Consider the following 24,419-nt stretch of genomic DNA (forward strand, 5'->3'; position numbering starts at 1 on the left):
ATCCCTATCCGGAGTGAAGAGTTTAATGTCCGATATCCGTAACGAGGCGGAAGCCAAGCCGAACGCCACGTCGAAGCCGCCGCTCGACCCGCATCTGAAGGCGCTGGAAAACGAAGCGATCCATATCTTCCGCGAGGTCGCCGCCGAATTCGAGCGTCCCGTCATGCTCTATTCGATCGGCAAGGATAGTTCGGTCCTGCTGCATCTCGCGCGAAAGGCCTTCTATCCGGGCCGCGTCCCCTTCCCGCTGCTGCACGTCAATACGGGCTGGAAATTCGCCGAGATGATCGAGTTCCGCGACAATATCGTCAAGGAATACGATCTCGACCTCATCGAGCACGTCAACCCGCGCGGCGCGGCGGAGAATGTCACGCCGTTCTCGCACGGCTCGGCGCTCTACACCGACATCATGAAGACGGAATCGCTGCGCCAGGCGCTCGACGCCGGCAAGTATGACGCGGCCTTCGGCGGCGCGCGGCGCGACGAGGAGGCCTCGCGCGCCAAGGAGCGCATCTACTCCTTCCGCACGCCGGATCATCGGTGGGACCCGCGCAACCAGCGCCCGGAACTGTGGAACGTCTATAACGGCATGATCCGCCAGGGCGAGAGCGTGCGCGCCTTCCCGCTCTCCAACTGGACCGAGGTCGACATCTGGCGCTACATCCAGGCCGAGGATATCCCGATCGTGCCGCTCTACTTCGCGAAGAAGCGCCCCTATGTGGAGCGCGACGGCATGATGATCATGGCCGAGGATCCGCGCCTCGAACTGCTGCCCGGCGAGGTGAAGCAGGAAGGCGTCATCCGCTTCCGCACGCTCGGCTGCTTCCCGCTGACCGGCGCCATCCGCTCCAATGCCGAAACGCTCGACGACATCATAGCCGAGCTGGAGACCGCCACCGTCTCCGAACGCCAGGGCCGCGCGATCGACCGCGACCAGTCCGGCTCCATGGAAAAGAAGAAACGCGAAGGGTATTTCTGAGATGACCGTTTCCGCCACTGCAACCGCCGAGGTTCTTCCGCTCGAGGAACCCGCACGCGCGATCCGCGATTCCCGCCCGCTTCGCCTCATCACCTGCGGCTCGGTCGACGACGGCAAGTCGACGCTGATCGGCCGCCTGCTCTGGGATACCAAGGCCGTCAAGGAAGACCAGGCCGCCACGCTCCACCGCGACAGCGGCAAGCAGAACGACCTCGGCCTGCCCGACTTCGCGCTGCTGCTCGACGGTCTCCAGGCCGAGCGCGAACAGGGCATCACCATCGACGTCGCCTATCGCTATTTCTCGACGGACCGCCGCTCCTTCATCGTCGCCGATACGCCCGGCCATGAGCAATATACCCGCAACATGGCGACCGGCGCCTCCACGGCGGACCTTGCCGTGCTGCTGGTCGATGCCCGCGCCGGCATCCTGGAGCAGACGCGCCGCCACGCCACCATCGCCTCGCTGATGGGCATCCGCCAGTTCGTTCTCGCAGTCAACAAGATCGACCTGACGAACTACGACCGCGCCCGTTTCATCGAGATCGTACACGACTTCAAGGAATTCGCGCTGACGCTCGGCGTCAAGCAGATCACCGCCATCCCGATCTCGGCACTGAAGGGCGAGAACGTCGTCTATGATGGCCGCGCCTCCATGCCCTGGTATGACGGCCCAACGCTGGTCGAGACCTTGGAAAAGGCCACCACCCGCTCCAACCAGACGGTCGGCTTCCGCCTGCCGGTGCAGCGCGTCTCGCGCCCGGGCGAAAGTTTCCGCGGCTATCAGGGCACGGTGGCCGGCGGCTCGGTGAAGCCGGGCGATTCGGTCGTCGTCCTGCCCTCGGGCATGGTCGCCAACGTCACCAAGATCGTCACCTTCGACCTCGTGCGCAACGCGGCCGTGGCGGGCGATGCCATCACGCTCGTGCTCGACCGTCAGGTGGACGTTTCGCGCGGCGACATGATCGTCGCCATCGACAGCCAGCCGATGACCGGCCGCGGTTTCGACGCGCAGCTCGTCGCCCTGCAGCCCGACGGCATCGAGCCGGGCAAGCGCTACTGGCTGAAGAGCGGCTCGCGCCGCCAGCGCGTCACCGTCGAGCCGGTGAGCCAGCTCGACCTGAAGTCCTCCAAATGGAACGCGGCGGACAAGCTCGGCATGAACGCCATCGGCAAGGTGCATCTCACCTTCGACGAACAGGCGATCTTCGACACCTACGAGCAGAACCGCACGACCGGCGCCTTTATCCTGATCGACCCCGACACCAACAACACGGTGGCCGGCGGCATGATCACGGGCCGCCGCTCGGAACTCGGCGGCATCCACAAGGACGACCAGCGCGTGCTGCTCTCGCTGCCCGCCGACCTTGCGGAGAAGATCATGGCGACCGAGCTTTTCGCGGACCGCCGCCACGATGTCGACGTGCGCCACACCAGCGCGGGACGCGCCGCGGAAGTGCTTGCCGATCTGGACGAATAGTCTTTCTTCGTGAAGCCTATTGGAAAGCGGCGCCCTTGCGGCGCCGCTTTTCGTTTGAACTACCGCCAAAGGAAAGGCACCCCTTGCCGGAAGCAAAGAGTGCCCATTGCAGGGAATTCCACTTCGTCTTCGGCATATCAGAAGAAGAAATACCAAAGCAGGATGACAATGAAAAGCGGAACGCCCATCAACCAGAGAATCAATGCCCGAGCCATCGGTATTTTCCTTTCCATCAATGTGTCGAATCGATAACGTCGCGTCCATCATATTGTTCCATCGGCGCATCGCGACAGAGAAACGGAAGGCATCACTCAGCTCTACTTATCCTCCTCCTCCTTCGAGCTTCCCACACCGAGGCGTGTCTCGAATTTTCCAAGGATGAACAGTACGATGAAGCAGGCAAGCGTCGCGAAGAACCCGATGAACCAATAGCCGAGACCGACGGAAAGGCCGACGGCACCGGCAAGCCACATGCCCGCTCCGGTCGTCAGCCCTCTCACCTCGCCGCGCGAGAAGACGATCATGCCGGCGGCAAGGAAGGCGACACCCGCCGTGACGGCCTCGACGACCCGGAGCGGATCGATACGGACCTGTTCATCGGAAAAGCTCGCCATATGCACGCTTTCCAGCGCGAGAAGAGCAAAGACGCAGGCCGCGAGCGCAACGAGGATATGGGTGCGAAGACCCGCCGCATGATCACGGTATTCCCGCTCCGCACCGATGGCTGCACCGAAAAGAATCGCCCCCACCATCCGGGCAAGGATGACCGGATAGGGCACCTGCGTGTTCGGAAAAAGGTCTGCAACGATCTGTTCCATGGCTCGGCAAACGTCACACCCCGCCTCCGGTTCCCGACATTTCGAGCGTTTCAAAAAGTTTTCCCCGGCGTTCCGGGACTTTCCCCAACATCGCGGATTTTTTTTGATATTTTGCGCTTGTCGAAACTGAAAGCCTGTTCTATAGCAGCGCCACTGGTCACGGAGTGTAGCGCAGTCTGGTAGCGCACCACGTTCGGGACGTGGGGGTCGAGTGTTCGAATCACTCCACTCCGACCAGTTGAAATCCTTTCAGAACAAGGATTTACAGCCATCCCGAGGGCTGACGAAAATCTTCCCACCCCAAAACTGACAGAAACTCTGACAGAAACCCTTCGTGGCCTGGTGGTATCTCCATCAAAAGATGGCTTTGAGAGGCCCCTCAGACAGGCTTACCCGGAGTATTTTTGCAGATGGGCATTGGTGCCGTTCGTTGCATCGCGAGTGAAAGCCTTCCAGGAAGCGGATATTCGAATCGATGCCGGCGATAGCTTCTGCGCCACCCAACCTCGCGACTCCGCTAATGACCCCGCACCGCAAACAAGGTCACTTGAAACTACATTGGCACTAATGCAATCCCGATGAACCGGAACAACAAGGCTGGCTTGGGGGAACTCCTCCGGTATGTCGTCGAACACGGAGCGGCCGAGCGCTCCCACGCCAACATAACCACATCGTTGCGTGTATGCCGATCAGTTCGCTAACCATTCACCATAGGCTTCGATGTCGATCATGGGGACGGTACCGCTGAATTGGAGCCGGGAGATTAGCTTGAACAGGAACGCCGTTGCTGGCTTGTTCTCAAGGACGAAATTAAATTCACCTTCGCCATTACGGGCGAAGTGGCCGTGCGACGCCACGCATCCCAGGTCCAACTGGCGGTCCCCTATTCCGTTGAGGAGGACGGCTTCCAATGGCTTGCCCATGGGCGGGTTCCATTCGCTCTCGAAAGTCAGGATTCCGCCAAAAATCGGAATCAACGGTTTTGCCGGATAGACTCCCCCCGCGTGCGGTATCGGCAGGCTCGTCCGATGGAGCCGTCTGACACTAGCAACTTTGTCCTGAGCATATTTGACGAGCTGCGCGTCGGCAGTCTGCTTCGCCTCGAAGACGGCGTAAACGCTCTCGGCGGGAATGATCGTCTGGTTTTCGTAGGTGAAAATAAATGGTGAATACTGGCGGTCGAAAACGACCACGTCGATCTGGTCGCTAAAATCCCCGCGGCTATCGACGACATGCGCCTTGGCGACGCTGTAGCGGGCGGGTAGATACTTCTCCAGCAAGCTGATCCAGACACTCTCGCTCGCGTCACCTTTCACCCCGGGGTGCTGGAAGCTCCTACGCGCCACTGAGAGCCTCGTCTGTATGTCTTCATGCAACGAAGAAAGGAGCTGAGAAAGAGACCATTCGGACATGAAGGACTTCCCTTGTGTCAGGAGAGCGGAAACTTGGGACCGAACAGTGTGCGCCATGCTTTCAAGGCCTCGCCGTTGCGTCCTTGCTTCGCGAGGTTGATCGCGCTGCGAGCATCGCGGCTCGCGGCCAGGAGCAGATCGCGCGCACGCTGCTTTCGAGTGGCGTCCATGCCGTCGCTAATCGGCGGACCAAGCCCGGCGGGGTCGGACCAGATGTCGAAGATGCGGTCGGCGAGCGTGGAAAACAGCCCCTCGAGTTCGTAATCAAAGCGCCCCTGCCATCCACCATACAGACATTCGAGGGCCATGACTTCAATCAGGAACGATGGTTTCACCGGTTTATCGATCCCGTGCCGCGGATTGTTGTTCCAGTACTTGGCCATGCGGACTAGGCCTTTCCACTCGTTTGAAAACGCCTGATGGGCATCGACCGCCTTCTGGGCGTGAGTCTTGGGGTTGGTCTTAATCCACTCGCCCTTGTCGGTGTCCGGAATCTCGTAATCGTCGCCCAATGGAAATGACGGCACGACATCAACGCTGAGAATCCGGTAGTCCGTATTGTCTTCGGCGTCGACGACAACGCCGAAATCCACATTCACCGAGCGACCTTGTTTGCGCACGGCTTTCTCGCCGTACTTTTCTACGAGCGCCTTGTGGAAGTCGTCCAGCACCACCGACGGGGCCTTGTCGCGGTATTTAGATCGCTCGCTCTCCTTGAGAACGAAGAAGATGTCGATGTCCTTGAGCGGCTTTGTCTTGGTGTGGCGCTTGTAGGACCCCGTCAGAAAACTGCTGGCGATCGCAAACTTCGTATCCAGGTAGTCACGGACCTCGTTCTGCCGCTTGGACGCATTCTCCTGTTCGCGGTCGTTAAGCTCAAGCCGGGACTTGAATTTCCGGAAGGCCTCATCGGTCGTAAGCATCAGGTCTTTCTCCAGTAGGCCGCGCTACCGCCCAAGCCGTTGTGGTCGATCGTCGATCCAAGATTGTGGCGGACGAAGCCGTCCGTTGAGCGAAAGTAGCTGGTGCTCCAGCCCTCGACCTCCGGATGGCCCGGCTTCGCCTTCATCATGATCCTGTAGCTCGCGTCTGACGGGGCGACACCAGCCTTCCGGATGTGATACTTGAGTTGATCGGTGTCGGTCCAGAACCCGCCACCGCCGTTCCAGCTGTAGACAATGTCGATGTCCCAGCGGACGATGAGCGCGTCGGTCTTCTTATTGAAGACTTCAAGCACGACCTTTTCGAGGTCTTGAGAGCCCAGCCATGTCTTGAGGGCCCGCATCTTGCTTTCCCAGCTATCAACGAGCAGCGAAGGATCGAGACCACTCAAACGAATGATGTCCTTGAGGCTTTTGAGGATGTTGTCGGCCACGTAGGTAACCGAGTGGGTGTAAGTGTTTACGGCAACGGTGGTCATGAGCCGAGGAACCCTTTCGTATCGAGGACGAGCGCGCTTCCCGTGGCGGCCTTTGTGGTTTCGCTGCCAGAGCTTTCCGCGCTGTCGCGAGCAGTGATACGGCTGCTGTGCTTCTTGAGCGAGTTGTTGACCCAGTCGAGGTCCTCGGCGGGGCAAGGCAGAGACATTTTCCAGTCGCCCTTCAAGGGGTCGTAGCCCAGCGTGTCTTCCTTGGCGTCCGATCCGTCGATTGCGTCGTCATCATGGAGGGTGTAGATGCGCGTTCGCGGGCCGTCGCAGGTCACCACGATCGCTGCGTCCTTGGCCGCCTGTTCCGCGATGACGCTCGCCGCCGTACCGCCGACCGCCAGAAGCTCGTTCCGATCCGAGCCCGTGCGGCCCTGTGTCAGAAGCTCGACGATCGCCTTCCAGGTGTCGAACGCGTCGCGATGGGGACTGCTGCGGAAGACGCGGGAGTAGGTGCTGCTCATGTGCGCCCCTCCCTCACGCGGGCCTTGTGTGCTGCCTTCGCGGCGGCGATGATCGCCGGCATTGTGACGCTGCCAGGGTTCATGGCGGTTGCCTGATTGGAAGCAAGCGCGTTGGCCACCATCTTGCGGATAGCGCGGCCATCCAGTCCGACGCAGGCTGCGGCGCATTCTTCCAAGCCCTTGCCCTCCCCGAGATTTCTCATCTCAGGGAAGACCCTGGCGAGTCCGCCGAGACAATCGCGGAGGATGAGCAGACAGGCCTCCTTGGCGGGAAGCGGGACCTCAAGGATGAGATCGCAGCGCGAAAGAAACGCGTCGTCCACGGCCTTGGGGAAATTGCTCGTTGCCACGAACAAGAGGTTGGGATGCTTTTCCGCAAGCGCGTCGAGCTGGACGAGAACGGCGTCGGTGGCGCGGTGGACATCGACGGGGTTTGCCTCGAGGCTCAACTTGCCTCGGTCGGCGGCTAGCGTCTCGACTTCATCCAGCAGCACGATCGTCGGACCGGTCTCCGCCGCTTCCGAGATCGCCAGGCCGAAAAGATCGGTTACAGCGCGCTGTGTTTTGCCGTGAGCCGCGCTCGCGAGGGAGTGCGGCTCGACTTCGAGGAGGCGGAAGGCATCACTCCGGAAGGCCTGTGCGACGCGATGTGCGAGACCCTTGGCAAGCGAGGTCTTGCCCGTGCCGGGAAGTCCCGTCAGCATGATGACGCCATGCAGGGGGATCACCGAGCGCGATACCTTCGCACGCAACGTGAAATTCAGCACGGCCTGTGACAGCAGCTTGGCCTTGGTGTCCTCGTCCATAACGATGGAATTCCAAAGCTCGCCGAGCGGCTCGCTCGGCAGACGGGTGATGCGGTGGATGCCTTTGGGCAGTTCGTTCACTGCAAATGTTTCTCGGTGGTTCATATCGATCGCTTTCTAGACCTCTTGGCGCCTTGGGTCAGTCGCACGTGCGATTGGGATCGCCGCCATGGCTATCGCTGTCGATGATGTAACGAAAGCTGATGTCCCAAAGGTGCCACTCACGACTGCACATTCGCACGCACGGGTGTCAGAAGCTGTCACCCCCATATTCGCGTAACGTGCAGAGCGCGTTGACCAGTGCCATTTCCTCGATCGTCCGGCACGGAGTCTCAAGTAGCGCTGGAGCAGCGAATACCATCGCGGCGACCTGGGCACGTGAGACTGCCACGTTGATCCGGTTCAGTGAGAACAGGAATGCGATGTCGCGCGGTAGCTCCTCGCCGCTCGAGGTTGTCATGGACACTAAGCATATGGGCGCCTCCTGGCCTTGGAAGCGGTCGACCGTGCCGATCCGGATCGTCCCCGGCAGTCGCACCCGTAACGCGTTTACCTGTGCGTTGTAGGGCGCAACGACGAGGATGTCGGCATGACCGACGATGCGCTCACGACCATCTCTGTCGCGATATGTCGAGCCCTCTATCTCCGCGATCCGTGCAGCAACGGCGTCAATTTCCTCAGGACTGACCTGCGAACGGCCAAAATGCACCACGGCGCGCATGCCGGCGCCCACCAAGTCATCACCTCCTCGAGAGATGAGCATCTGGCTAGCGGCTGCCTCGTCGCTCCTGAGCCGGCCCTCGTAGACCGCAGTCGAGATGAAGCCGCAGACCCGCGGATGCATGCGGCGACTGATCGGCATGAAGACACCGCGGTCGGACGGTACGACTCGATGGCCATCGATAAGGTACTCCAGGCACGACCTGCCACTGTCGCCCGGATGGCTGCCCTGCAGCGGTTGAGGCAGTTGCATCGGGTCGCCGACAAGCACGATGTTGCGAGCGCAGCGGGCCATCGCGAGGATATTAGCCAGCGAGACCTGCCCTGCCTCGTCGACGACGACGTAGTCGAAGGCGAAATCAGCGTAGCGAGCGAAGTGCCAAGCAGTCGCACCGACCACATGCGCCATCGCGATCTCGGGCGCGTCGTTGTCGTTCACGAAGACAATGCCGGGATACCCCTCGTCATCGCCGTCGTCGGACGCCTTCTGGACGACGCGGCACGCCACGCCCTCTGAGCGTGCCCGATCAGCCACCGCCTTGAGGAGGTTGTTGATCGCCTTATGGCTGTTGGATGAGACCGCGACGCGCTTGCCCGCGCGGACGAGGTCCACGATCGAGAGCGCGCTGACGAAGGTCTTGCCGGTGCCCGGCGGGCCTTGGATCGCGAGCGTCGTTCCCGCCATCGCCGCGATTGCGCGGCTGGTCTCGGTGGAAAGGTCGCCATCGGTCGGAATGATACTGACGGGTCGCAGGCCATCGACAAATACCGGCGGCGACTGCGTCAGCAGATGCTCGACAGCCGGGAGTCGGCCGGTGTTGGCGATGATCTCCTCGGTCACTGAGGCGACTGCGTCCTTGAGGACGCTGTTGCGGAGCGGCTGCGGCGGTAGCAGGTCGAGTCGATCGGGAAGCGCCCCCTTCGCTGTCGAGCGCCGTAGCACCAGAGTGTTTGCCTCGTGGTCGATGGAACGGAGGTTGACGTCCTCGGGCATAGCCGCCGGCTTCACGCACGGCGACTTGCCCGCGCGCAGCTTCGTTTCCTGCGGCGGGAAGCAATAGGTGCGCTCGAACGACTTCGCGGTGACTTTTACAGGTTCACCTATGGCTTCAAGTCCCTGAATGCACTCGAGGTCGTCAAGCAGTTCCTCGCTTTCCTGCGCAAGGCGGTCGAAGATCGCCCACCAGGTCGGCTTATCCTCGCGCTTGTGAAACTGGCTGAGGTCGAGGAGTAAGTCGGCAACGCGCTCACCCAGCCGCTCGCGAACCGGCAGCAGCCGGGCACGTAGCAATGCGGCCTCCTCCTCCTCGACATCGAGGTTGGAGAGAGTGCCGCCCCCGGGCATGGCGCCGAGCATGGGCCACGGCATACCTGCTGGGCGCACATCGCGTACTAGCCAGTCACGGAGGAGATGGGTTGAGATGCAGTCGGTACGGTTGTAGTCGTGGATGTCGTCAAGGAGTCGCCGCTCTCGCGTCTGCCGCCACTTTTCATAGAAGACGACGCTAGCTCCGGCGGTCGCGACGTCCGCCGCTCGCTTCTCCATGTAGAAGGCTTCTAGGTCCTTGATTGAGTAGCCCTTCTCGGACGCAACCATCGCACCCGAGACCACCTTGAACAGGTCAACGAAACGCCGCTCCCGCTGGAGCTGGTCCATTGCGGCTTCGCCGGTACGGTGCTGCGCGGTCAACCGACGGAGCGCGGCGATTTCGTAGTTAGCGTAGTGGTAGACGTGTGCGTTTGGGAAGCGCCGAGTGCGGTCGACGAGGAAAGCCAGCAGGTTGGCGGTGGCGCGGCCCTCGTCTTCGCGGTTGTGCGCCCAGAAGGCCTGGAACTGCCAGTCCGCGCCCTCGCGATACCAAACACCATGAAGATATTCGAGGCCGCCGGGGAAATAGGGATCACCCTCGATGTCGTAGAAGATGTCACCATCGTCGGGGGTAGGAAGAAGGCCGAAGCCTTTGCCGGGTTCGGGATCGCGCAACTCGAAAGACGGCGGGCCGCCGGCTCGTCGCGCCGCCTGGAGGCGGGCTTGCGCGACCAGCTTGCGCTGTGTCTCGGCCGCCATCCGCGGGACGCGCTCGCCGCAGGCGGCGAGGCCTGCCATCGTGGTCACGCCGACTGCCTCGAGCTTCTGGCGTTGGGACCGGCTGATTCCGGCAACGAGCGCAAGGCTGTCCTCCGACTCCCACTGCTCCCCGCATAGGTCTCTCCAGCGACAGAGCGCGCATGCCGACACGGGCTCAGGTCGCGTCTCAGGCCGTTCGATGAGGAACGTCTCTAGCGTACGACGGGCGTGGCGCGCATAGGAGGAGACCTCCGAAAGCCGAATGGTGAAACGGCTACCGTCGCCAAGCTGGAGGTGGGCAGCTTCGGGCGCCACACCCTGTACCTTCGCGATCAGATCGCTATATAGGCAGAGTTGAAGGACATGCTTCGGGTCAGGCTTGCGCTTCAATTTGGTGTCGACGACCTCGTATGACCAAACGCCGAAGTCGGACGGCCGCTCGACACGCTCGAGGAAGTCGCTGTAGCCACCCCATGCGCTATCGAGCAGTGCGCCCTGGAAGATCACGTCGGGTCCATCCCGCATCGCCTCGAGTGTGAGGCGTACCGATTCCTCCAGCGGGATTCCATCCTTGGGTATCTCGACGACCCGGCGGCCGCTCGCCTTGATCTGTTCGAGGAACGCGAACTCATGCTCGTCGCCCTGACGCTGTAGCAATTCCGCCTCGGCGCTGTCCTTGCGTGGCTCAAGGTCGCCGACTTCGATCAGGCGTAGGTCGAGCGTGGTCGAGTGCCGACAACCCTTGAACCGCATCAGGTCAGAGGCTGAGAGCCTCAAAGCATCGCCTATCCTACGCATGCGCATTCCCCTTTCCTGTCATATAGCATATAAGGGTGACAAAAGCTGTCGTGGTGATTTCCATGTCGTTTGCGAAGGCTCAGGAACTACTCAAGCTCGCAATGATGGCGACGCGCCGGAGTGGCGTGTCGCTAGAGGAGATCGTTGAGGAATGGGGGTGCTCCCACCGCACTGCGCAGCGGATGACTGACGCGCTCCAAGCCGCATTTCCCCAGACTGAGACCGAGGACGGCGAAGACCGCAAGCGCCGGTGGCGCATCCACGCTAAGGCGATCGCGCCGCTGCTGACACCGTCGGCCGAAGAACTCGCGGCGCTGACTACTGCGATCAGCGAACTCGAGGTGGAACAGATGGTGGCAGAGGCTACGACACTACGGCAGCTCCAATCCAAAGTCCGTGCGCTCTTACCACCCGGCACGGGGACCCGGCTCGCCGTCGATGAGGAGGCGTTGCTCGAGGCGCTGGGTCATGCAGCCCGCCCCGGCCCCAGGCCCGCGATCAGCAGTGCAGTCGACGCATCGATCTCAGAAGCCTTGAAAGGCCCCTTCCTGCTACGAATCGTCTATCGCAAGCGGACGCAGGACAAGCCGAGCGAGCGCGTGGTCGCACCGCACGGGCTGCTGCTCGGTGTCCGTCGCTATCTGGTCGCCCGCGACATGGCGAAGAAGGCTGCGCGGCTCCAGCACTACCGCGTCGAAGAAATATACTCGGCTGAAGTCCTGGAAGAGAGCTTCGAACTTGACCCCGGCTTCAGCATTCGCACCCACGCAGAGAAGGGCTTCGGCTCTTACGAAAGCGCCGCCGAGCACGGTGACGTCGTGTGGCGCTTCAGCCCCGACGCCGCACCACATGCGCGACGGTTTGTGTTTCACCCAACGCAGACAGTCGAGGAGGAAGCGAACGGCTCACTGCTGGTGCGGTTTAGGGCTTCAGGCTACCTTGAAATGTGCTGGCACCTCTACTCGTGGGGTAAGTCAGTCGAGGTATTGCAGCCGGCTAGGCTGCGGGAGATGGTACATGGCCATCAGCGAGAATTCGATGCGCTGCCCTAACATCACTGCTGAACTCTGCGCAGCGATACCCGCGCCAGGCAGATTAACGTCCGCTCATTAAAGTTCACCGCTCGAAAGCTGCCTGACCGCGACCAGCCCCCAATCCTTCACATCGATCCTACATATGATACTGATCTCTTGATTGGCTATTTGCAGATATCAGAGCGTATCAGTACATCCTGAGATCAGCGGGGCCGGGTCATCGCGAAAGGAGCCTATAGTCTCGGCGATTCGGCTTCCATCCTTGGCGTTTTGAGGCCTGCTTGTTGCATAGAACTCTTACGCCCTACGATCTTGCACCCCGGTCTGAGGGCTTGCAGCCCTATCCTCCATTAATTCCAAGCTCCTTCGGGCAAACGCATCTGGGCCGAAGCTCGGCGTTCGCGTTCGCCTGGGTCTACATCACCTAAAACGCTTGTGTTCGAAAGCCGCTGCCAGCTTTCTACCTTGCCTCGACAATTCCGACACATCAGGAATTGTCCGCGGTGATCCAAGTGGCCGACAAGAATGTGCGTTGCCGTCATTCAGAGCATTTACGGGGTGCATAAAGCTGATAAGCGGAAATTATTTCCGTATGCAGTTGTTCGCGAAACACAGCAAAGCGCATCGTAAGAGTTGCATGACAATCGCACTGCCGATTGAATGGTAATGTCGATTCTGGGACCGATTGCATGACCAAGCCATTTTACGCCGAACCAATTCTCAATTCGCCATACGAAGTTCCCACACGCCATCATGCGCTCTCCGAAAGTGGCGAGCCGCTCAATCAACCGCCCATAGAAGGCCGGCGCCGCTCGAAGTACGTTGCCCCAGTTCCGAAAAGCCGAAAAACTAAAGCCGATAGCAAGAAGCAGGCATCACTTGAGCTTGACCAGACCAAAGATGGCAGCAGCCGCTACAACCCTACGCCGATCATCAACGAAATTCGCGGCCACATTGCGTCATGGCGCTCAATTCCCAACCCCAACGACTGGGGCGTAACGCCGGTTACGCAGCGGTTGCTCCAGCACTGGAGAAGCGACACTTTCTCCGGTCCTCGCCCCTTTTATTGCCAGGTTGAGGCTGTGGAAACCGCAATCTGGCTCGCCGAGGTGGCTCGCAAGAACAAGCAGTACGCACACATCTACCGCCATCTTGAAGAAGCCAACCGAGACGCCAACCCCGAAATCTTTCGCCTTGCACTAAAACTGGCCACCGGCGCCGGCAAGACGACTGTCATGGCGATGCTGATTGCCTGGCAGGCGATCAATGCTGCGCGGCAACCGAATTCGAACCTTTTCTCGCGGGGTTTCCTCATAGTAGCGCCCGGTATCACCATCAAGGACCGCCTGCGCGTACTGAAGCCTTCGGATGGCAACAGCTACTATCGCTCCCGGGAGCTTGTTCCGCAGGACATGATGCCCGACCTGAACAAGGCAAAGATCGAGATCGTCAACTATCACGTCTTTCAGCGGCGCAAGGCACACGAGTTGAACGCAGTAGGTCTTCGCCTGATGAAGGGCTGGAAAGGCGAAGCAATCGAGGAACTCGAAACCGAGGGACAGATGCTGCAGCGTGCCTGCGGCGATCTCCTACAGATGAAGAACGTCGTAGTTATCAACGACGAAGCGCACCACTGCTATCGCGAACGTCCGGGAAGCCACGATGAGCATGAACTGAAGGGCGAAGAAAAGGACGAGGCCAAGGAAAACAACGAGGCGGCGCGGCTTTGGATTTCCGGCATCGAAGCCTTAAAGCGAAAAGTCGGCGTCCGAGCGGTCTACGATCTTTCAGCGACACCGTTCTTCCTGCGCGGGTCGGGCTATGAGGAAGGCACCCTCTTCCCCTGGGTGGTCTCCGACTTCTCGCTCGTTGATGCCATCGAATGCGGCATCGTCAAGCTGCCCCGCGTTCCGGTATCGGACAATGCCGTCAATGCCGCCACTCCGGTGTTTCGCAATCTTTGGGATCACATCGGCAAGAAGATGCCGAAGAAGGGGGCGGGCAAATCCGGCGATCTCGATCCATTTAGCATACCTGCCGAGTTGCAGACCGCGCTCTACTCGCTCTACTCCCACTACGAGAAGGAATACGATGCCTGGCAAAAGGCCGGCATCGGCGTTCCGCCCGTGTTCATCGTCGTCTGCAATAACACGGCCAGCTCGAAGCTGATCTTCGAATGGATTTCCGGGTGGGAGCGGGAAGTCGAAGGCGAACGCCAGACCAAGCACTACGGGCATCTCGAGCTTTTCCGGAACTACGATGACCGCAATGGCAATCGGTTGCCACGCATGAACACATTGCTGATCGACTCGCAACAGCTCGAATCCGGCGAGGCGCTTGACGCCAAGTTCCGTGACATGGCCGAAGCCGAAATCGAGCAGTTCCGCCGCGAGATCAAGGAGCGCGAAGGTGCCGCGGCCGCGGACAAGCTATCGGATTCCGAACTGCTGCGCGAAGTGATGAACACCATCGGGCAGAAAGGCAGGCTCGGAGAGCAGGTGCGTTGCGTTGTCTCGGTCTCGATGCTGACAGAAGGCTGGGATGCCAACACGGTCACACACATCCTTGGTGTCCGCGCATTCGGCACGCAGCTCCTCTGCGAGCAGGTGATTGGTCGAGGCCTGCGCCGCCAGTCCTATGAACTGAACGGCAACGGGCTGTTCAATACCGAATACGCCGACATTCTCGGCATTCCCTTCGACTTTGCCACCGAGCCCCAGGAGGTGACGCGCACGCCGCCGAAGCCGACGACACGCGTCTACGCGCTGAAGGAACGCAATAACCTCTCCATTCGTCTTCCGCGCGTTGCCGGTTATCGCGCCGAGCTCCCCTCCGAGAGCTTTTCAGCCAATTTCTCGGCAGACTCAGTCCTCGACCTGACGCCAGAGTTGGTCGGCCCCTGTACGGTCCGTCTCGAAGGACTTGTCGGCGAAGGCCACGACATATCTCCTGATGCACTCGATGACATGCGGCCCAACACTGTGGCGACGCATCTCACCAAGAAGCTGATCGAATTGTATTTCCGGGAGCCGGATCAAGACGTTCCATATTACCTCTATAACCAGCTCCAGCCCATCACGCGCCGATGGATCGCTGCTTGCCTGAAGCTCACCGGCGGCACAAAGGCAGGCATGCTGACCTATGCGGAACTCGCAGAGAAAGCCTCTGAGCTCATCTACCAGGCCATCGTCCGCAGCGCCGGCGAGGATGGGGAGAACGTCGTCAAGGCAATGCTCGATCCCTACAATCCGCATGGCTATACCGACCATGTGTCCTTCATCACGACAAAGCAAACGCTTTGGGAGACCCGCCTCAGTCACGTGAATTACGTCGTTTGCGACAGCGATTGGGAGGCGGAGTTTGCCCGCGTCGTGGAAGCGCACCCCGCCACGATCTCCTATGTGAAGAACCAGGCGCTAGGGTTCGAAGTACCCTATCGCTCGGGCAGCGTACCGCGCCGCTACCTGCCGGATTTCATTATCCAGGTCGATGACGGCCGCGGCCCGGATGATCCGCTGAATCTGATCGTCGAGGTGAAGGGCTTCCGTGGCCTCGACGAGCAGATCAAGGCCGAGACCATGACGAACCTCTGGGTCCCCGGCGTCAACAATCTCAAGGTCTACGGCCGCTGGGCATTCGCGGAATTCCGCAACGCTTTTGCGATGGAAGAGGATTACGGAACGTTGGTCAAATCGTTTGGAGCGCGCGTGGGGGAGAATGCATAGATGTCGGGGTCAACGTTCAAGACAAATCCAGTCGCGCTGCATGAATTGTTGAAGAAGTGCGACGATGGAAAGCTTCAGCTACCTGACTTCCAGCGCAGTTGGGTGTGGGATGAAGATCGGATCAAAAGCCTGATCGCATCCATTTCGCGGGCCTTTCCGGTTGGCGCACTTATGACACTCGAGACCGGAGGCGATGTTAACTTCAAGCCGCGGCCTATCGAAGGCGCGCCCGAGACGGCGAAAAGAGTCGAACCCGCAGAGTTGCTCCTCGACGGCCAGCAACGAATGACGTCGCTCTATCAGGTCACGTTGCGTGGCCAGGTCGTGAAGACTATCACGCCGAAGAAACAACCCGTAGAACGCTGGTTCTTCATTGATATCAAAAAGTCGCTAGACCCTTCGGTCGATCGGGAAGAAGCGATCATCTCGGTTCCTGCGGACAAGATCGTACGTTCCGACTTCAATCGATCGATCGATCACGATTATTCCACCACGGAGCGTGAATTCGAGAACCTCGTTTTCCCCCTCTCCCGCGCCTTCGACGGAATGGCCTGGCAGATGGAGTTCGTAACTTGGGCCAATGCCAACGGCCGCATGCAGGAGCTTTGGCCCACCGTCCAGCAGTTCTATACAGAAATCCTGTCGAACTTCACCGGTTACCACGTCCCTGTCATCGCACTCGACAAGACAACAACCAAGGAAGCTGTCTGTACGGTCTTCGAGAAGGTCAATACGGGTGGCAAGCCACTCGATGCGTTCGAGCTCGTTACAGCCATCTATGCCGCTGATGGACATGAACTTCGCAAGGACTGGTACGGCGAAGGTAGGGACAACAAGGGGCGGCACGGACTTTTCGTCAGTGCTCAGAGGCTGGCGGATGCCGAAAAGGGCATCCTGGCCAATGTGGCTAACACCGACTTTTTGCACGTGATCTCCCTGTTCCACACACGCGATCTTCGGCACGCTGCGGTGACTGCCAACAAGGAAGGCAAGGACCTTCCTCAAATTACGGGCAAGCGAGGGGCCTTGCTAAATCTTCCGCTCAGTGCCTACAAGAAATATGAGAAATTGGCTGAGCAGGGTTTTCTCAAGGCCGCGAAGTTCCTCTTCACGCAGCGCGTCTACCGCTTATTCGATCTGCCCTACCAAACCCAGATCATTCCGCTTGCAGCAATCCTCGCGGACATCGGCGACGCCTGGGAGCTCGAAGGAAACCGCGAAAAACTCCAGCAATGGTACTGGTGCGGCGTTTTGGGCGAGCTCTATGGGTCGGCCGTCGAAACCAGGATTGCACGCGATTTCCAAGAGGTGCCAGCTTGGCTAACTGGGGGTAAGGTCCCTGCGACAGTCTCGGAAGCCTCCTTCCGACCAGATCGGCTGAAGACGATGCGCATGCGGCTCTCCGCCGCCTACAAAGGCGTGAACGCACTCCTGATGAAGGCGCGCGCTCAGGACTTCCGCTCCGGTCAGGAATTCGATCACACTGTCTTCTTCGGCGAGAGTGTCGATATCCACCACATCTTCCCGAAGAAGTGGTGCGAGGACCGAGGCATCAAATCGGACATCTATGATTCCATAATCAACAAGACGCCTCTGTCCTACCGAACGAACCGCATTATTGGCGGCGTAGCACCCTCGGCCTACCTTTCGAAATTGGAGACGGGCAGCGCAGACGCCTCTGCGATTGATCCTGCCAAGCTCGACGGGTTTCTGTCGTCGCATCTGATCGAGCCGGCCCTTCTTCGGGCTGACGATTTTGCGGGCTTCATGGAAGTACGCCAGAAAGCCCTCTTGAACCTGATCGAGCACGCGATGGGCAAGCAGTCGCCCATCTCGCTTTCCAGCGACGAAGACTATTCTGATGAATTGGACGAGGATCAGGAAGAGGCGGAACTGACGGTGGCTGCCGAATGAGGATGGGCAACAAGAGCACGGCCTCAATGATAAATCACTATAACCTCGCCTCTCTCCCGATGCTTGCAACCATCCGGTATTGGTGGTGGTGGGCAAGCCACGATCTTGCATACCTTGAACGCATCGAGGGCACTAAAGGCCTGGACTTCGATTTGGTACAGTCAATTGCCAAGGATTACGGCATAGCTCGCGGTATACGGAAAGAGAAGAGTGATCCAGATGGTTCGAGGAACCGGCAACGCGCTCACATTATCGCTGACGCTGTGAACCGCCGTCGTGATGGTTTCACCTCTGAGAGGTCATTGACTGATCGTTTTGAACTCTGCCTTGAAATCGTCGACGAGCTCAATCGCCGCTCTGATGCAGCAGAAGCCATTACGCACAACGACTTTGTATCCGGCATTAGCAAGCTTTCCTGGTTTGTCGCACCCAAGAGCTGGACGATGTTTGATCGGCTGGCAGCGGAGGCAATTGGTGTGAAGAGCGGCTCTGCCCGCGACAAGGCAACTAGATTTTACCAGCACCTGGATGACACGGGGTTCGTCAAACTTGCGTCCGACATGCGTTCTGCACTTCCTGACTCCGATCGCTTCTACCCGGAGCGGATCGTAGACCAATATCTTTGGCTCTCAGCCAGCCAAGAGGAGAACCGCCCCTTGGTCATAACAAAGACTGCTGCCTTCCTTGACGCCATTGGTGACGAGAAGAGAACCCAGCTATTGCGAATGGCAGAGATCATCGAAACGAACTTCGCAACCGATCTGGCGAAGCTCATTCCGGACACGCACAAGACGAGCAAGAAGAACAAGTAAATGGCCAAGACCCCGCGCGAAAAAGACGTCTCCACGCTCACCCATGACAAGGCGGTGCGGCTGAATAACCCCACGGCCGAGATGGCGTCGCTCTATGAGCAGCAAGCGGAAATGCTGGGTGACGGCGGCCGCGAGATGCGCATTGCGCGCGATCGCCCGCTGGCGCACGGCGAGGAGCGGGATCGGGACATGGATCGCGATCCGCAGATCATCTGGAACGGCGCGAAGATCAGGATCACGCAGGCGCAGATGAAGAAGCTCGCCGAGACGGGCGAGATCGAGATCGGCGACGCCCAGCTCGTCTGGCGCGGCAAGGACCGGCAGGACTGGTCCGATCTCGTGGTCAACGCGCCGCCGCTCTATATCCAGGAAAAGGTGCATCCCAAGGCGATCATCGACGATCTCAAGCGTCGGACCAACAAGACCCGCGAGGAGAAGTCGGACGCGCCCGACCTCTTCGCCGATTTCAACGGCATTGCCGATCCGGAGGCGCGGGCGGAATTCTACCAGCACACCAAGCACTGGCAGAATCGCATGATCCTCGGCGACTCGCTGCAGGTGATGGCGAGCCTCGCCGAGCGCGAGGAGATGCGCGGCAAGGTGCAGTGCATCTATTTCGACCCGCCCTATGGCATCAAGTTCAATTCGAACTGGCAGGTCTCGACCATGAGCCGGGACGTGAAGGACGGCAAGAAGGAGGATGTTTCCCGCGAGCCGGAACAGGTGAAGGCCTTTCGCGACACCTGGAAGGACGGCATCCACTCCTACCTCACGTACTTACGCGACCGGCTGATGGTGGCGCGGGAGTTGTTGACCGAAAGCGGCTCGATCTTCGTGCAGATCGGCGATGAGAATGTCCATCGCATTCGAGCGGTGATGGATGAGGTGTTCGGTGAAGAGAACTTCGTCAGCGAGATCATATTCAAAAAGACAGGCGGGCATAGCACCACGGCCATTGCGAATGTCAACGACGCAATCTTGTGGTTCGCGCGGAACGTTGGCAAGCTGAAATATCGCAGACTGTATGCCACGAAGAATCCTGGTGACGAGGGTGCCACGAACTATACCTGGATCGAAGAGACCTCCGGCATGCGTCGCCCCCTCACCGCGGCAGAAAAAGATGGACGCGAATCGGTCTCAAGCTCAGCGCGGATTATGCAGCCATACCCGATGTTTTCGGATGGCCCATCCCAGAGAGATAAGCCATTCGCTTGGCGAAGGAATACGTTTTCTCCTTCATCCAACTCGCACTGGAAAACACATGGTCTCGGCTTAACTCGATTGGACAAGGCAGATCGGTTTGTCGCACAGGGAAAAACGCTCAGATTTGTCAATTACCTCTCGGATTACTCTATTACTCCGCTGATCAACCTATGGACTGATACTCAAACCAGTGGCTTCGGTGCCAACCGTCTGTACGTTGTAGAAACCAACCCGGGTGTCGTTGAGCGCTGCGTCCTCATGGCAACCGATCCCGGTGACCTCGTTCTGGACCCAACTTGCGGCTCAGGCACAACGGCATACATCGCTGAGCAATGGGGCCGGCGTTGGATCACCATCGATACGTCTCGGGTTGCTTTGGCACTTGCTCGTAGTCGGCTTATGAGTGCCAAGTACCCCTATTATTTCCTCGCGGATTCAATCGAGGGCCGCGAAAAAGAACAGAATGCGACCGGCAGGGTTCTTGCAGAGACTTCCGTTGGTGGCGATATCCGCCACGGCTTTGTCTACGAACGCGCGCCGCATATTACGCTGAAAAGCATCGCCAACAATGCCGAGATCGACGTGATCTGGGAGAAGTGGCAAGAGATACTGGAGCCGCTGCGCCGGCAGCTCAACGAGGCGCTCACCACCGCCTTCGAGGAATGGGAAATCCCCCGCGATCTTGATACCTGGTTGGATGGCAAGGACGGCCAGGCCAAGGTGCATATGGTCACCGACACGGTTCGTAAGCTGCATGCCGTTTGGTGGGAGGGCCGCATCAGCAGGCAGAAAGAGATCGATGCCTCGATCGCCCGCGCCGCCGATGTCGAACTGCTCTTCGACCGCCCCTACGAGGACAAGACCAAAGTACGCGTCGCCGGACCCTTCACCGTCGAGAGCCTGTCGCCGCATCACGTCATCGCCGCCCGCGAGGACACGCTGGGCGCGGAGTTCACCGCCGCCGGCGCGATCACCTCCCGCGCCTCTACCCCCGCCAACATGCCGGAGGCCGATTTCGGCGAGATGGTGCTCGCCCATCTGCGCAGCGCCGGCGTCCACCAGCAGGAAAAGCGCGACACGATCCATTTCAATTCCATCGAGCCCTGGCCGGGCAACTACATCGCCGCCGAGGGTCGCTATGCCGATGGCGGCGCGGCGGAGAAGCGCGCGGCGATCCTGATCGGTCCGGAATTCGGCACGCTGACCCGCAGCCAGATCACCGCCGCCGCCCGCGAGGCCTCCGACGCTCGCTTTGATGTGTTGATTACCTGCGCCTTCAACTTCGACGCCCAGGCCACCGACCTCAACCGGCTCGGCCCGCTCGCCATCCTCAAGGCGCGCATGAACCCCGACCTGCACATGGCCGAGGACCTGAAGAACACTGGCAAGGGCAACCTCTTCGTTGTCTTCGGGGAGCCGGATGTCGAAATCCTCGACGCGCCCGGCGGCGAGATCAAGGTCAAGGTCCACGGCGTCGACGTCTTCGACCCCTCGACCGGAGAAATCCGCTCCGACGACGTCAAGGGCATCGCCGCCTGGTTCATCGACACCGACTACGACGAGGAAAGCTTCTTCGTCCGCCACGCCTATTTCCTAGGCGCGAACGACCCCTACAAGTCGCTGAAGACGGCGCTGAAGGCGGAGATCGATCCGGATGCGTGGGAGACGCTCTATGCGGATACCTCAAGGCCGTTTGTCCGACCGAGCACGGGCCGGATCGCGGTGAAAGTGATTAACCACTTCGGGGACGAGGTGCTCAAGGTGTTTGGGGTATAGGGGATGCCAGGTCATAACCACTATCCTGACTGCACTTGCGGGTGGTGCTGGAATCTTAGAGGTTCCTCTTCGCGTCAAGTTTATGTTCGCCAGGACAGTGTTGAACGCGCTAGACGCCTTCTGAGCGAATACTACGTCTCGCCACGACGACAGGCGGCGAGCTTCGTGCACCCCAATGCGCATTGTCCTGTGTGTGGAGCGCGGGTCTACTACTATCAGAACGAATTTGGATCGCGTGTATTTTTCGATGACCTCGGGGGCGATTGGCCAAAGCATCCATGTACAGACAAACGCCTGCTACCTCGGGCTCCAGCAGGCAGGAGGACGACCCCGTCGGAATTTGTCAGCACCAGAGCAAGAAAAGATATCGTGGCAGCAGCCTTTAACGCGGGGACACCACTCAGGGGCACATTTGCTGCTGATGAGGCTTCAGATGACTGGGCACTCGCCTTGGTCTCGGAAGTCTGGTTATTCGCTGACCGAAAGATAGTCTTAGCAAACCGTCTGCATTTTAACGGCCAACGAATCACAGCATTTTCCTGTGATGATCCAGACGACATTATTGATGTTGACGACATCATAAGTCTCCATCATTCAAGCGTCTCCGCCTTGGACCCAATCAATTTATGCAAATTGGTCATTCCCGCTGAAGTTTGGAATATCCCCGAGGAGGAGGAATTTGCAGCGGCGAGTGAATATCACTAATAGTATTGTTCAAAAGCATCGATCAGAAACCCTAAAACAGATATACTATCGTTTTGACGAATTTCGGAAGATCGAAATATCAAGAGCGGACCGCTGATGCCCACTATCCTGGCTGACAGTTTTACGATTTCCCTCGCCAAGCTGGCCAACGACGAACAGAAGCAGGTGAAGCTGACGGCGTTTGACTTGCAAACCGATCCGAATAGGCCAGGCCTGCAGTTCCACAGGATTGACGCTTCCAAGGACCCGAACTTCTGGTCGGTCCGGGTTAATCGCGACCTCCGGATCATCATCCACAAGACGGGTGACAGCGTAATGCTCGCCTATGTTGACCATCACGACAACGCCTACAAATGGGCAGAGCGCCGCCGGATCGAAACTCATCCGCGTACCGGTGCGCTTCAAATTGTCGAGGTGCGGGAACGGGTCGAAGAGATTGTGATCCAGCCGGCCCGGGTACCACAACCAGAGTTGCCGTTCCTCGTTTCCGCTGAGCAATCGGCCTCCGTGTTACCACTGTTTTCGAAACTGTCCACCGACGATGTACTGTCGATCGGGGTCCCCGAAGACTGGATCAAAGATGTCCTCGACGCAAGCGAAGACAAATTCTTTGCACTCGCGGACCATTTACCACAAGAAGCCTCGGAAGCTTTGCTCGAATATGCAGCAACGGGTGTTCTGAGCAAGCCGGCGCCGGTTACCACTAACCCCTATAGCCATCCCGATGCGCAGCGACGGTTCCGCATTCTGGAAGGGCATGAAGAACTGGCGACCGCGCTCGACCAGCCGTTCGAAAAATGGGCAGTGTTCCTCCATCCGTCGCAGCGGATGTTGGTGGACCGGGACTTCTCTGGACCGGTACGTGTGGTCGGCTCGGCCGGCACTGGAAAGACCGTGGTCGCCTTACACCGTGTGGCTCGCATTCTCCGTAGCGAGCCACAGGCAAAGATACTCCTGACGACCTTCTCGGAGCCGCTCGCCATCGCTCTCAAGCGCAAGCTTAGCGTGCTGCTCGGCGACGCCCCGTTACCCGCTGACAGGGTGACAATATCGTCCTTTGAACAGGCGGCTACTGACTTATACGCGCTCATGACGGGTCGGAAGGCGTATTTGGTCGGTCGAGAAAAATTGAGAGCGATTGTCAATGAGGCGGCGAATACAACTAGTCTGACGAAACATACGTCACAGTTTCTCAATTCCGAATGGGAACATGTGATCGACGCCTGGCAGGTTGACAGTGCCGATGCCTATGCGACTGTACCACGGATGGGACGTAAGAACCGGCTTGGCTCCAAGCAGCGCGAGGAACTCTGGGCAGTATTTGCGGAGGTCCGCAGGCAACTGAGAGGCAAATCGCTGTTGACCGCCGCCGATCTGTTCACTGTGGTCACCAACCATTTCCGGGACCGCACCGAAAAACCTTACACACATGTCATCGTCGATGAGGCCCAAGACCTCGGCGTTGCCGAACTGCGGTTCCTAAATGCTATTGTGTCCGACCAACCAGAGTCGCTCTTTTTCGCCGGCGATATTGGCCAACGCATCTTTCAACAACCATTTTCCTGGAAGGGGCTGGGCATTGACGTCCGTGGGCGGTCGTTCACGCTCAAGGTCAATTATCGAACGTCCCATCAGATAAGGAGAATGGCGGATAGGCTTCTTCCCGAAAATGTTCGAGACGTTGACGGCGAGGAAGACCAGCGCAAGGGTACTGTTTCGGTCTTTGATGGTGTCGAGCCGGTTATCGTTATCGCGCCATCCGTCGAGGAGGAAGCTGCAGCCGCCTCGCAATTCCTCTACAATCTTCTGGAACAGGGAATAAGTGCCAACGAGATCGGCATCTTCTGCCGATCAAACGACCAGATCGCTCGTGCATCGAAGATCGCCGAACTCGCAAACGTCGAGACAGCTTCATCGCTTACAGGACGAATCCCGAAAGAGGCAGTGCTCATAGGTACGATGCATCTCGCCAAAGGACTGGAATTCCGTGCTATCCTGATCGTCGCCTGCGATGAAGGTATACTGCCATTGGCGGCCCGCGTCGATGACGTCGCCGACGAGTTCGAGCTGGATGAGGTCGTGGCGACGGAACGACAACTGCTCTACGTCGCCGCTACTCGGGCCCGGGACCATCTCTTCGTCTCGGCGGTTACGCCCGGTTCAGAATTTCTAGACGACTTAGTTCACATTTGACCGAGTGCTTTCCGCCCGCACTTCCACTGCAAACGCCGTTTTACGAAGTAACGGGGAGAGCATGCAGGATATTTGATAGCACCGTTTGC

At 59.2% G+C, this 24,419-nt stretch carries 16 protein-coding genes and 1 tRNA gene; 10 read left to right on the forward strand and 7 right to left on the reverse strand.

Going from position 1 to position 24,419, the window contains the following annotated elements:
- Positions 1-25: 25 nt before the first annotated feature.
- Both cysD and cysN read left to right on the forward strand, forming a co-directional pair.
- Positions 26-979 (forward strand): sulfate adenylyltransferase subunit CysD, encoded by a 954-nt coding sequence (gene cysD / locus ShzoTeo12_RS23645; RefSeq protein ID WP_318912719.1) that lies wholly within the window; start codon positions 26-28, stop codon positions 977-979.
- Between the two features lies 1 nt (position 980).
- A complete protein-coding gene (gene cysN / locus ShzoTeo12_RS23650; RefSeq protein WP_318912720.1) occupies positions 981-2,456 on the forward strand; it encodes a sulfate adenylyltransferase subunit CysN in 1,476 nt (491 codons plus the stop codon).
- Positions 2,457-2,773: 317 nt separating this feature from the next.
- Here the strand turns inward: cysN and ShzoTeo12_RS23655 are convergent, their stop codons facing one another.
- The gene (locus ShzoTeo12_RS23655) at positions 2,774-3,274 is read right to left on the reverse strand and encodes an MgtC/SapB family protein (protein WP_318912721.1); all 501 of its coding nucleotides are present in this window, start codon (positions 3,272-3,274) and stop codon (positions 2,774-2,776) included.
- Positions 3,275-3,434: 160 nt separating this feature from the next.
- On the opposite strand from ShzoTeo12_RS23655, the gene ShzoTeo12_RS23660 reads away from it, so the two are divergent.
- Positions 3,435-3,511, forward strand: a tRNA-Pro gene (locus tag ShzoTeo12_RS23660).
- Positions 3,512-3,963: 452 nt separating this feature from the next.
- Here ShzoTeo12_RS23660 and ShzoTeo12_RS23665 read toward each other — a convergent pair.
- From ShzoTeo12_RS23665 to ShzoTeo12_RS23690, 6 genes are all read right to left on the reverse strand, one after another.
- On the reverse strand, positions 3,964-4,686 hold the full coding sequence (locus ShzoTeo12_RS23665; protein WP_318912722.1) for a DUF6602 domain-containing protein: 723 nt from the start codon (positions 4,684-4,686) through the stop codon (positions 3,964-3,966).
- A gap of 17 nt (positions 4,687-4,703) precedes the next feature.
- The gene (locus ShzoTeo12_RS23670; protein WP_318912723.1) at positions 4,704-5,609 is read right to left on the reverse strand and encodes a CBASS oligonucleotide cyclase; all 906 of its coding nucleotides are present in this window, start codon (positions 5,607-5,609) and stop codon (positions 4,704-4,706) included.
- Positions 5,609-6,106, reverse strand: a complete 498-nt coding sequence (locus ShzoTeo12_RS23675; RefSeq protein WP_318912724.1) for an HORMA domain containing protein — start codon at positions 6,104-6,106, stop codon at positions 5,609-5,611. The genes ShzoTeo12_RS23670 and ShzoTeo12_RS23675 overlap by 1 nt, the downstream gene beginning before the upstream one ends.
- Entirely contained in the window at positions 6,103-6,576 is a 474-nt protein-coding gene (locus tag ShzoTeo12_RS23680) for a hypothetical protein (protein WP_318912725.1), read from the reverse strand. The genes ShzoTeo12_RS23675 and ShzoTeo12_RS23680 overlap by 4 nt, the downstream gene beginning before the upstream one ends.
- Positions 6,573-7,463 carry an AAA family ATPase gene (locus ShzoTeo12_RS23685; protein WP_318912726.1) on the reverse strand — a complete coding sequence of 297 codons (891 nt, stop codon included), beginning with the start codon at positions 7,461-7,463 and terminating at the stop codon, positions 6,573-6,575. Before ShzoTeo12_RS23685 ends, ShzoTeo12_RS23680 begins: the two co-directional genes overlap by 4 nt.
- A gap of 169 nt (positions 7,464-7,632) precedes the next feature.
- On the reverse strand, positions 7,633-10,974 hold the full coding sequence (locus ShzoTeo12_RS23690; RefSeq protein WP_318912727.1) for a TM0106 family RecB-like putative nuclease: 3,342 nt from the start codon (positions 10,972-10,974) through the stop codon (positions 7,633-7,635).
- 56 nt (positions 10,975-11,030) lie between these two features.
- On the opposite strand from ShzoTeo12_RS23690, the gene ShzoTeo12_RS23695 reads away from it, so the two are divergent.
- The 7 genes from ShzoTeo12_RS23695 (at position 11,031) to ShzoTeo12_RS23725 (ending at position 24,330) form a co-directional block, all read left to right on the forward strand.
- Complete coding sequence (locus ShzoTeo12_RS23695) at positions 11,031-12,020, forward strand: WYL domain-containing protein (protein ID WP_318912728.1); 990 nt, start codon at positions 11,031-11,033, stop codon at positions 12,018-12,020.
- Between the two features lie 671 nt (positions 12,021-12,691).
- Positions 12,692-15,727, forward strand: coding sequence for a BPTD_3080 family restriction endonuclease (locus ShzoTeo12_RS23700; protein ID WP_318912729.1), 3,036 nt, complete (start codon positions 12,692-12,694; stop codon positions 15,725-15,727).
- Positions 15,728-17,641, forward strand: a complete 1,914-nt coding sequence (locus tag ShzoTeo12_RS23705; RefSeq protein ID WP_318912730.1) for a DUF262 domain-containing protein — start codon at positions 15,728-15,730, stop codon at positions 17,639-17,641.
- Positions 17,642-17,643: 2 nt separating this feature from the next.
- Positions 17,644-18,453: a hypothetical protein gene (locus ShzoTeo12_RS23710; RefSeq protein ID WP_318912731.1), complete on the forward strand. Its 810-nt coding sequence runs from the start codon at positions 17,644-17,646 to the stop codon at positions 18,451-18,453.
- Positions 18,454-21,432 (forward strand): site-specific DNA-methyltransferase, encoded by a 2,979-nt coding sequence (locus ShzoTeo12_RS23715; RefSeq protein ID WP_318912732.1) that lies wholly within the window; start codon positions 18,454-18,456, stop codon positions 21,430-21,432.
- 369 nt (positions 21,433-21,801) lie between these two features.
- A complete protein-coding gene (locus ShzoTeo12_RS23720; protein WP_318912733.1) occupies positions 21,802-22,137 on the forward strand; it encodes a hypothetical protein in 336 nt (111 codons plus the stop codon).
- Positions 22,138-22,233: 96 nt separating this feature from the next.
- Positions 22,234-24,330, forward strand: coding sequence for a 3'-5' exonuclease (locus tag ShzoTeo12_RS23725; protein WP_318912734.1), 2,097 nt, complete (start codon positions 22,234-22,236; stop codon positions 24,328-24,330).
- The last annotated feature ends 89 nt before the right edge of the window (positions 24,331-24,419 follow it).

Origin of the sequence: Shinella zoogloeoides (genome assembly GCF_033705735.1) — a bacterium.
GTDB classification, from domain to species: domain Bacteria; phylum Pseudomonadota; class Alphaproteobacteria; order Rhizobiales; family Rhizobiaceae; genus Shinella; species Shinella zoogloeoides_A.

Bases quoted from the DNA above. Each gene is read 5' to 3' on its own strand.
- cysD (WP_318912719.1), top strand. From the start codon at position 26: ATGTCCGATATCCGTAACGAGGCGGAAGCCAAGCCGAACGCCACGTCG.
- cysN (WP_318912720.1), top strand. From the start codon at position 981: ATGACCGTTTCCGCCACTGCAACCGCCGAGGTTCTTCCGCTCGAGGAA.
- ShzoTeo12_RS23655 (WP_318912721.1), bottom strand. From the start codon at position 3,274: ATGGAACAGATCGTTGCAGACCTTTTTCCGAACACGCAGGTGCCCTAT.
- ShzoTeo12_RS23665 (WP_318912722.1), bottom strand. From the start codon at position 4,686: ATGTCCGAATGGTCTCTTTCTCAGCTCCTTTCTTCGTTGCATGAAGAC.
- ShzoTeo12_RS23670 (WP_318912723.1), bottom strand. From the start codon at position 5,609: ATGCTTACGACCGATGAGGCCTTCCGGAAATTCAAGTCCCGGCTTGAG.
- ShzoTeo12_RS23675 (WP_318912724.1), bottom strand. From the start codon at position 6,106: ATGACCACCGTTGCCGTAAACACTTACACCCACTCGGTTACCTACGTG.
- ShzoTeo12_RS23680 (WP_318912725.1), bottom strand. From the start codon at position 6,576: ATGAGCAGCACCTACTCCCGCGTCTTCCGCAGCAGTCCCCATCGCGAC.
- ShzoTeo12_RS23690 (WP_318912727.1), bottom strand. From the start codon at position 10,974: ATGCGCATGCGTAGGATAGGCGATGCTTTGAGGCTCTCAGCCTCTGAC.
- ShzoTeo12_RS23695 (WP_318912728.1), top strand. From the start codon at position 11,031: ATGTCGTTTGCGAAGGCTCAGGAACTACTCAAGCTCGCAATGATGGCG.
- ShzoTeo12_RS23700 (WP_318912729.1), top strand. From the start codon at position 12,692: ATGACCAAGCCATTTTACGCCGAACCAATTCTCAATTCGCCATACGAA.
- ShzoTeo12_RS23705 (WP_318912730.1), top strand. From the start codon at position 15,728: ATGTCGGGGTCAACGTTCAAGACAAATCCAGTCGCGCTGCATGAATTG.
- ShzoTeo12_RS23710 (WP_318912731.1), top strand. From the start codon at position 17,644: ATGGGCAACAAGAGCACGGCCTCAATGATAAATCACTATAACCTCGCC.
- ShzoTeo12_RS23715 (WP_318912732.1), top strand. From the start codon at position 18,454: ATGGCCAAGACCCCGCGCGAAAAAGACGTCTCCACGCTCACCCATGAC.
- ShzoTeo12_RS23725 (WP_318912734.1), top strand. From the start codon at position 22,234: ATGCCCACTATCCTGGCTGACAGTTTTACGATTTCCCTCGCCAAGCTG.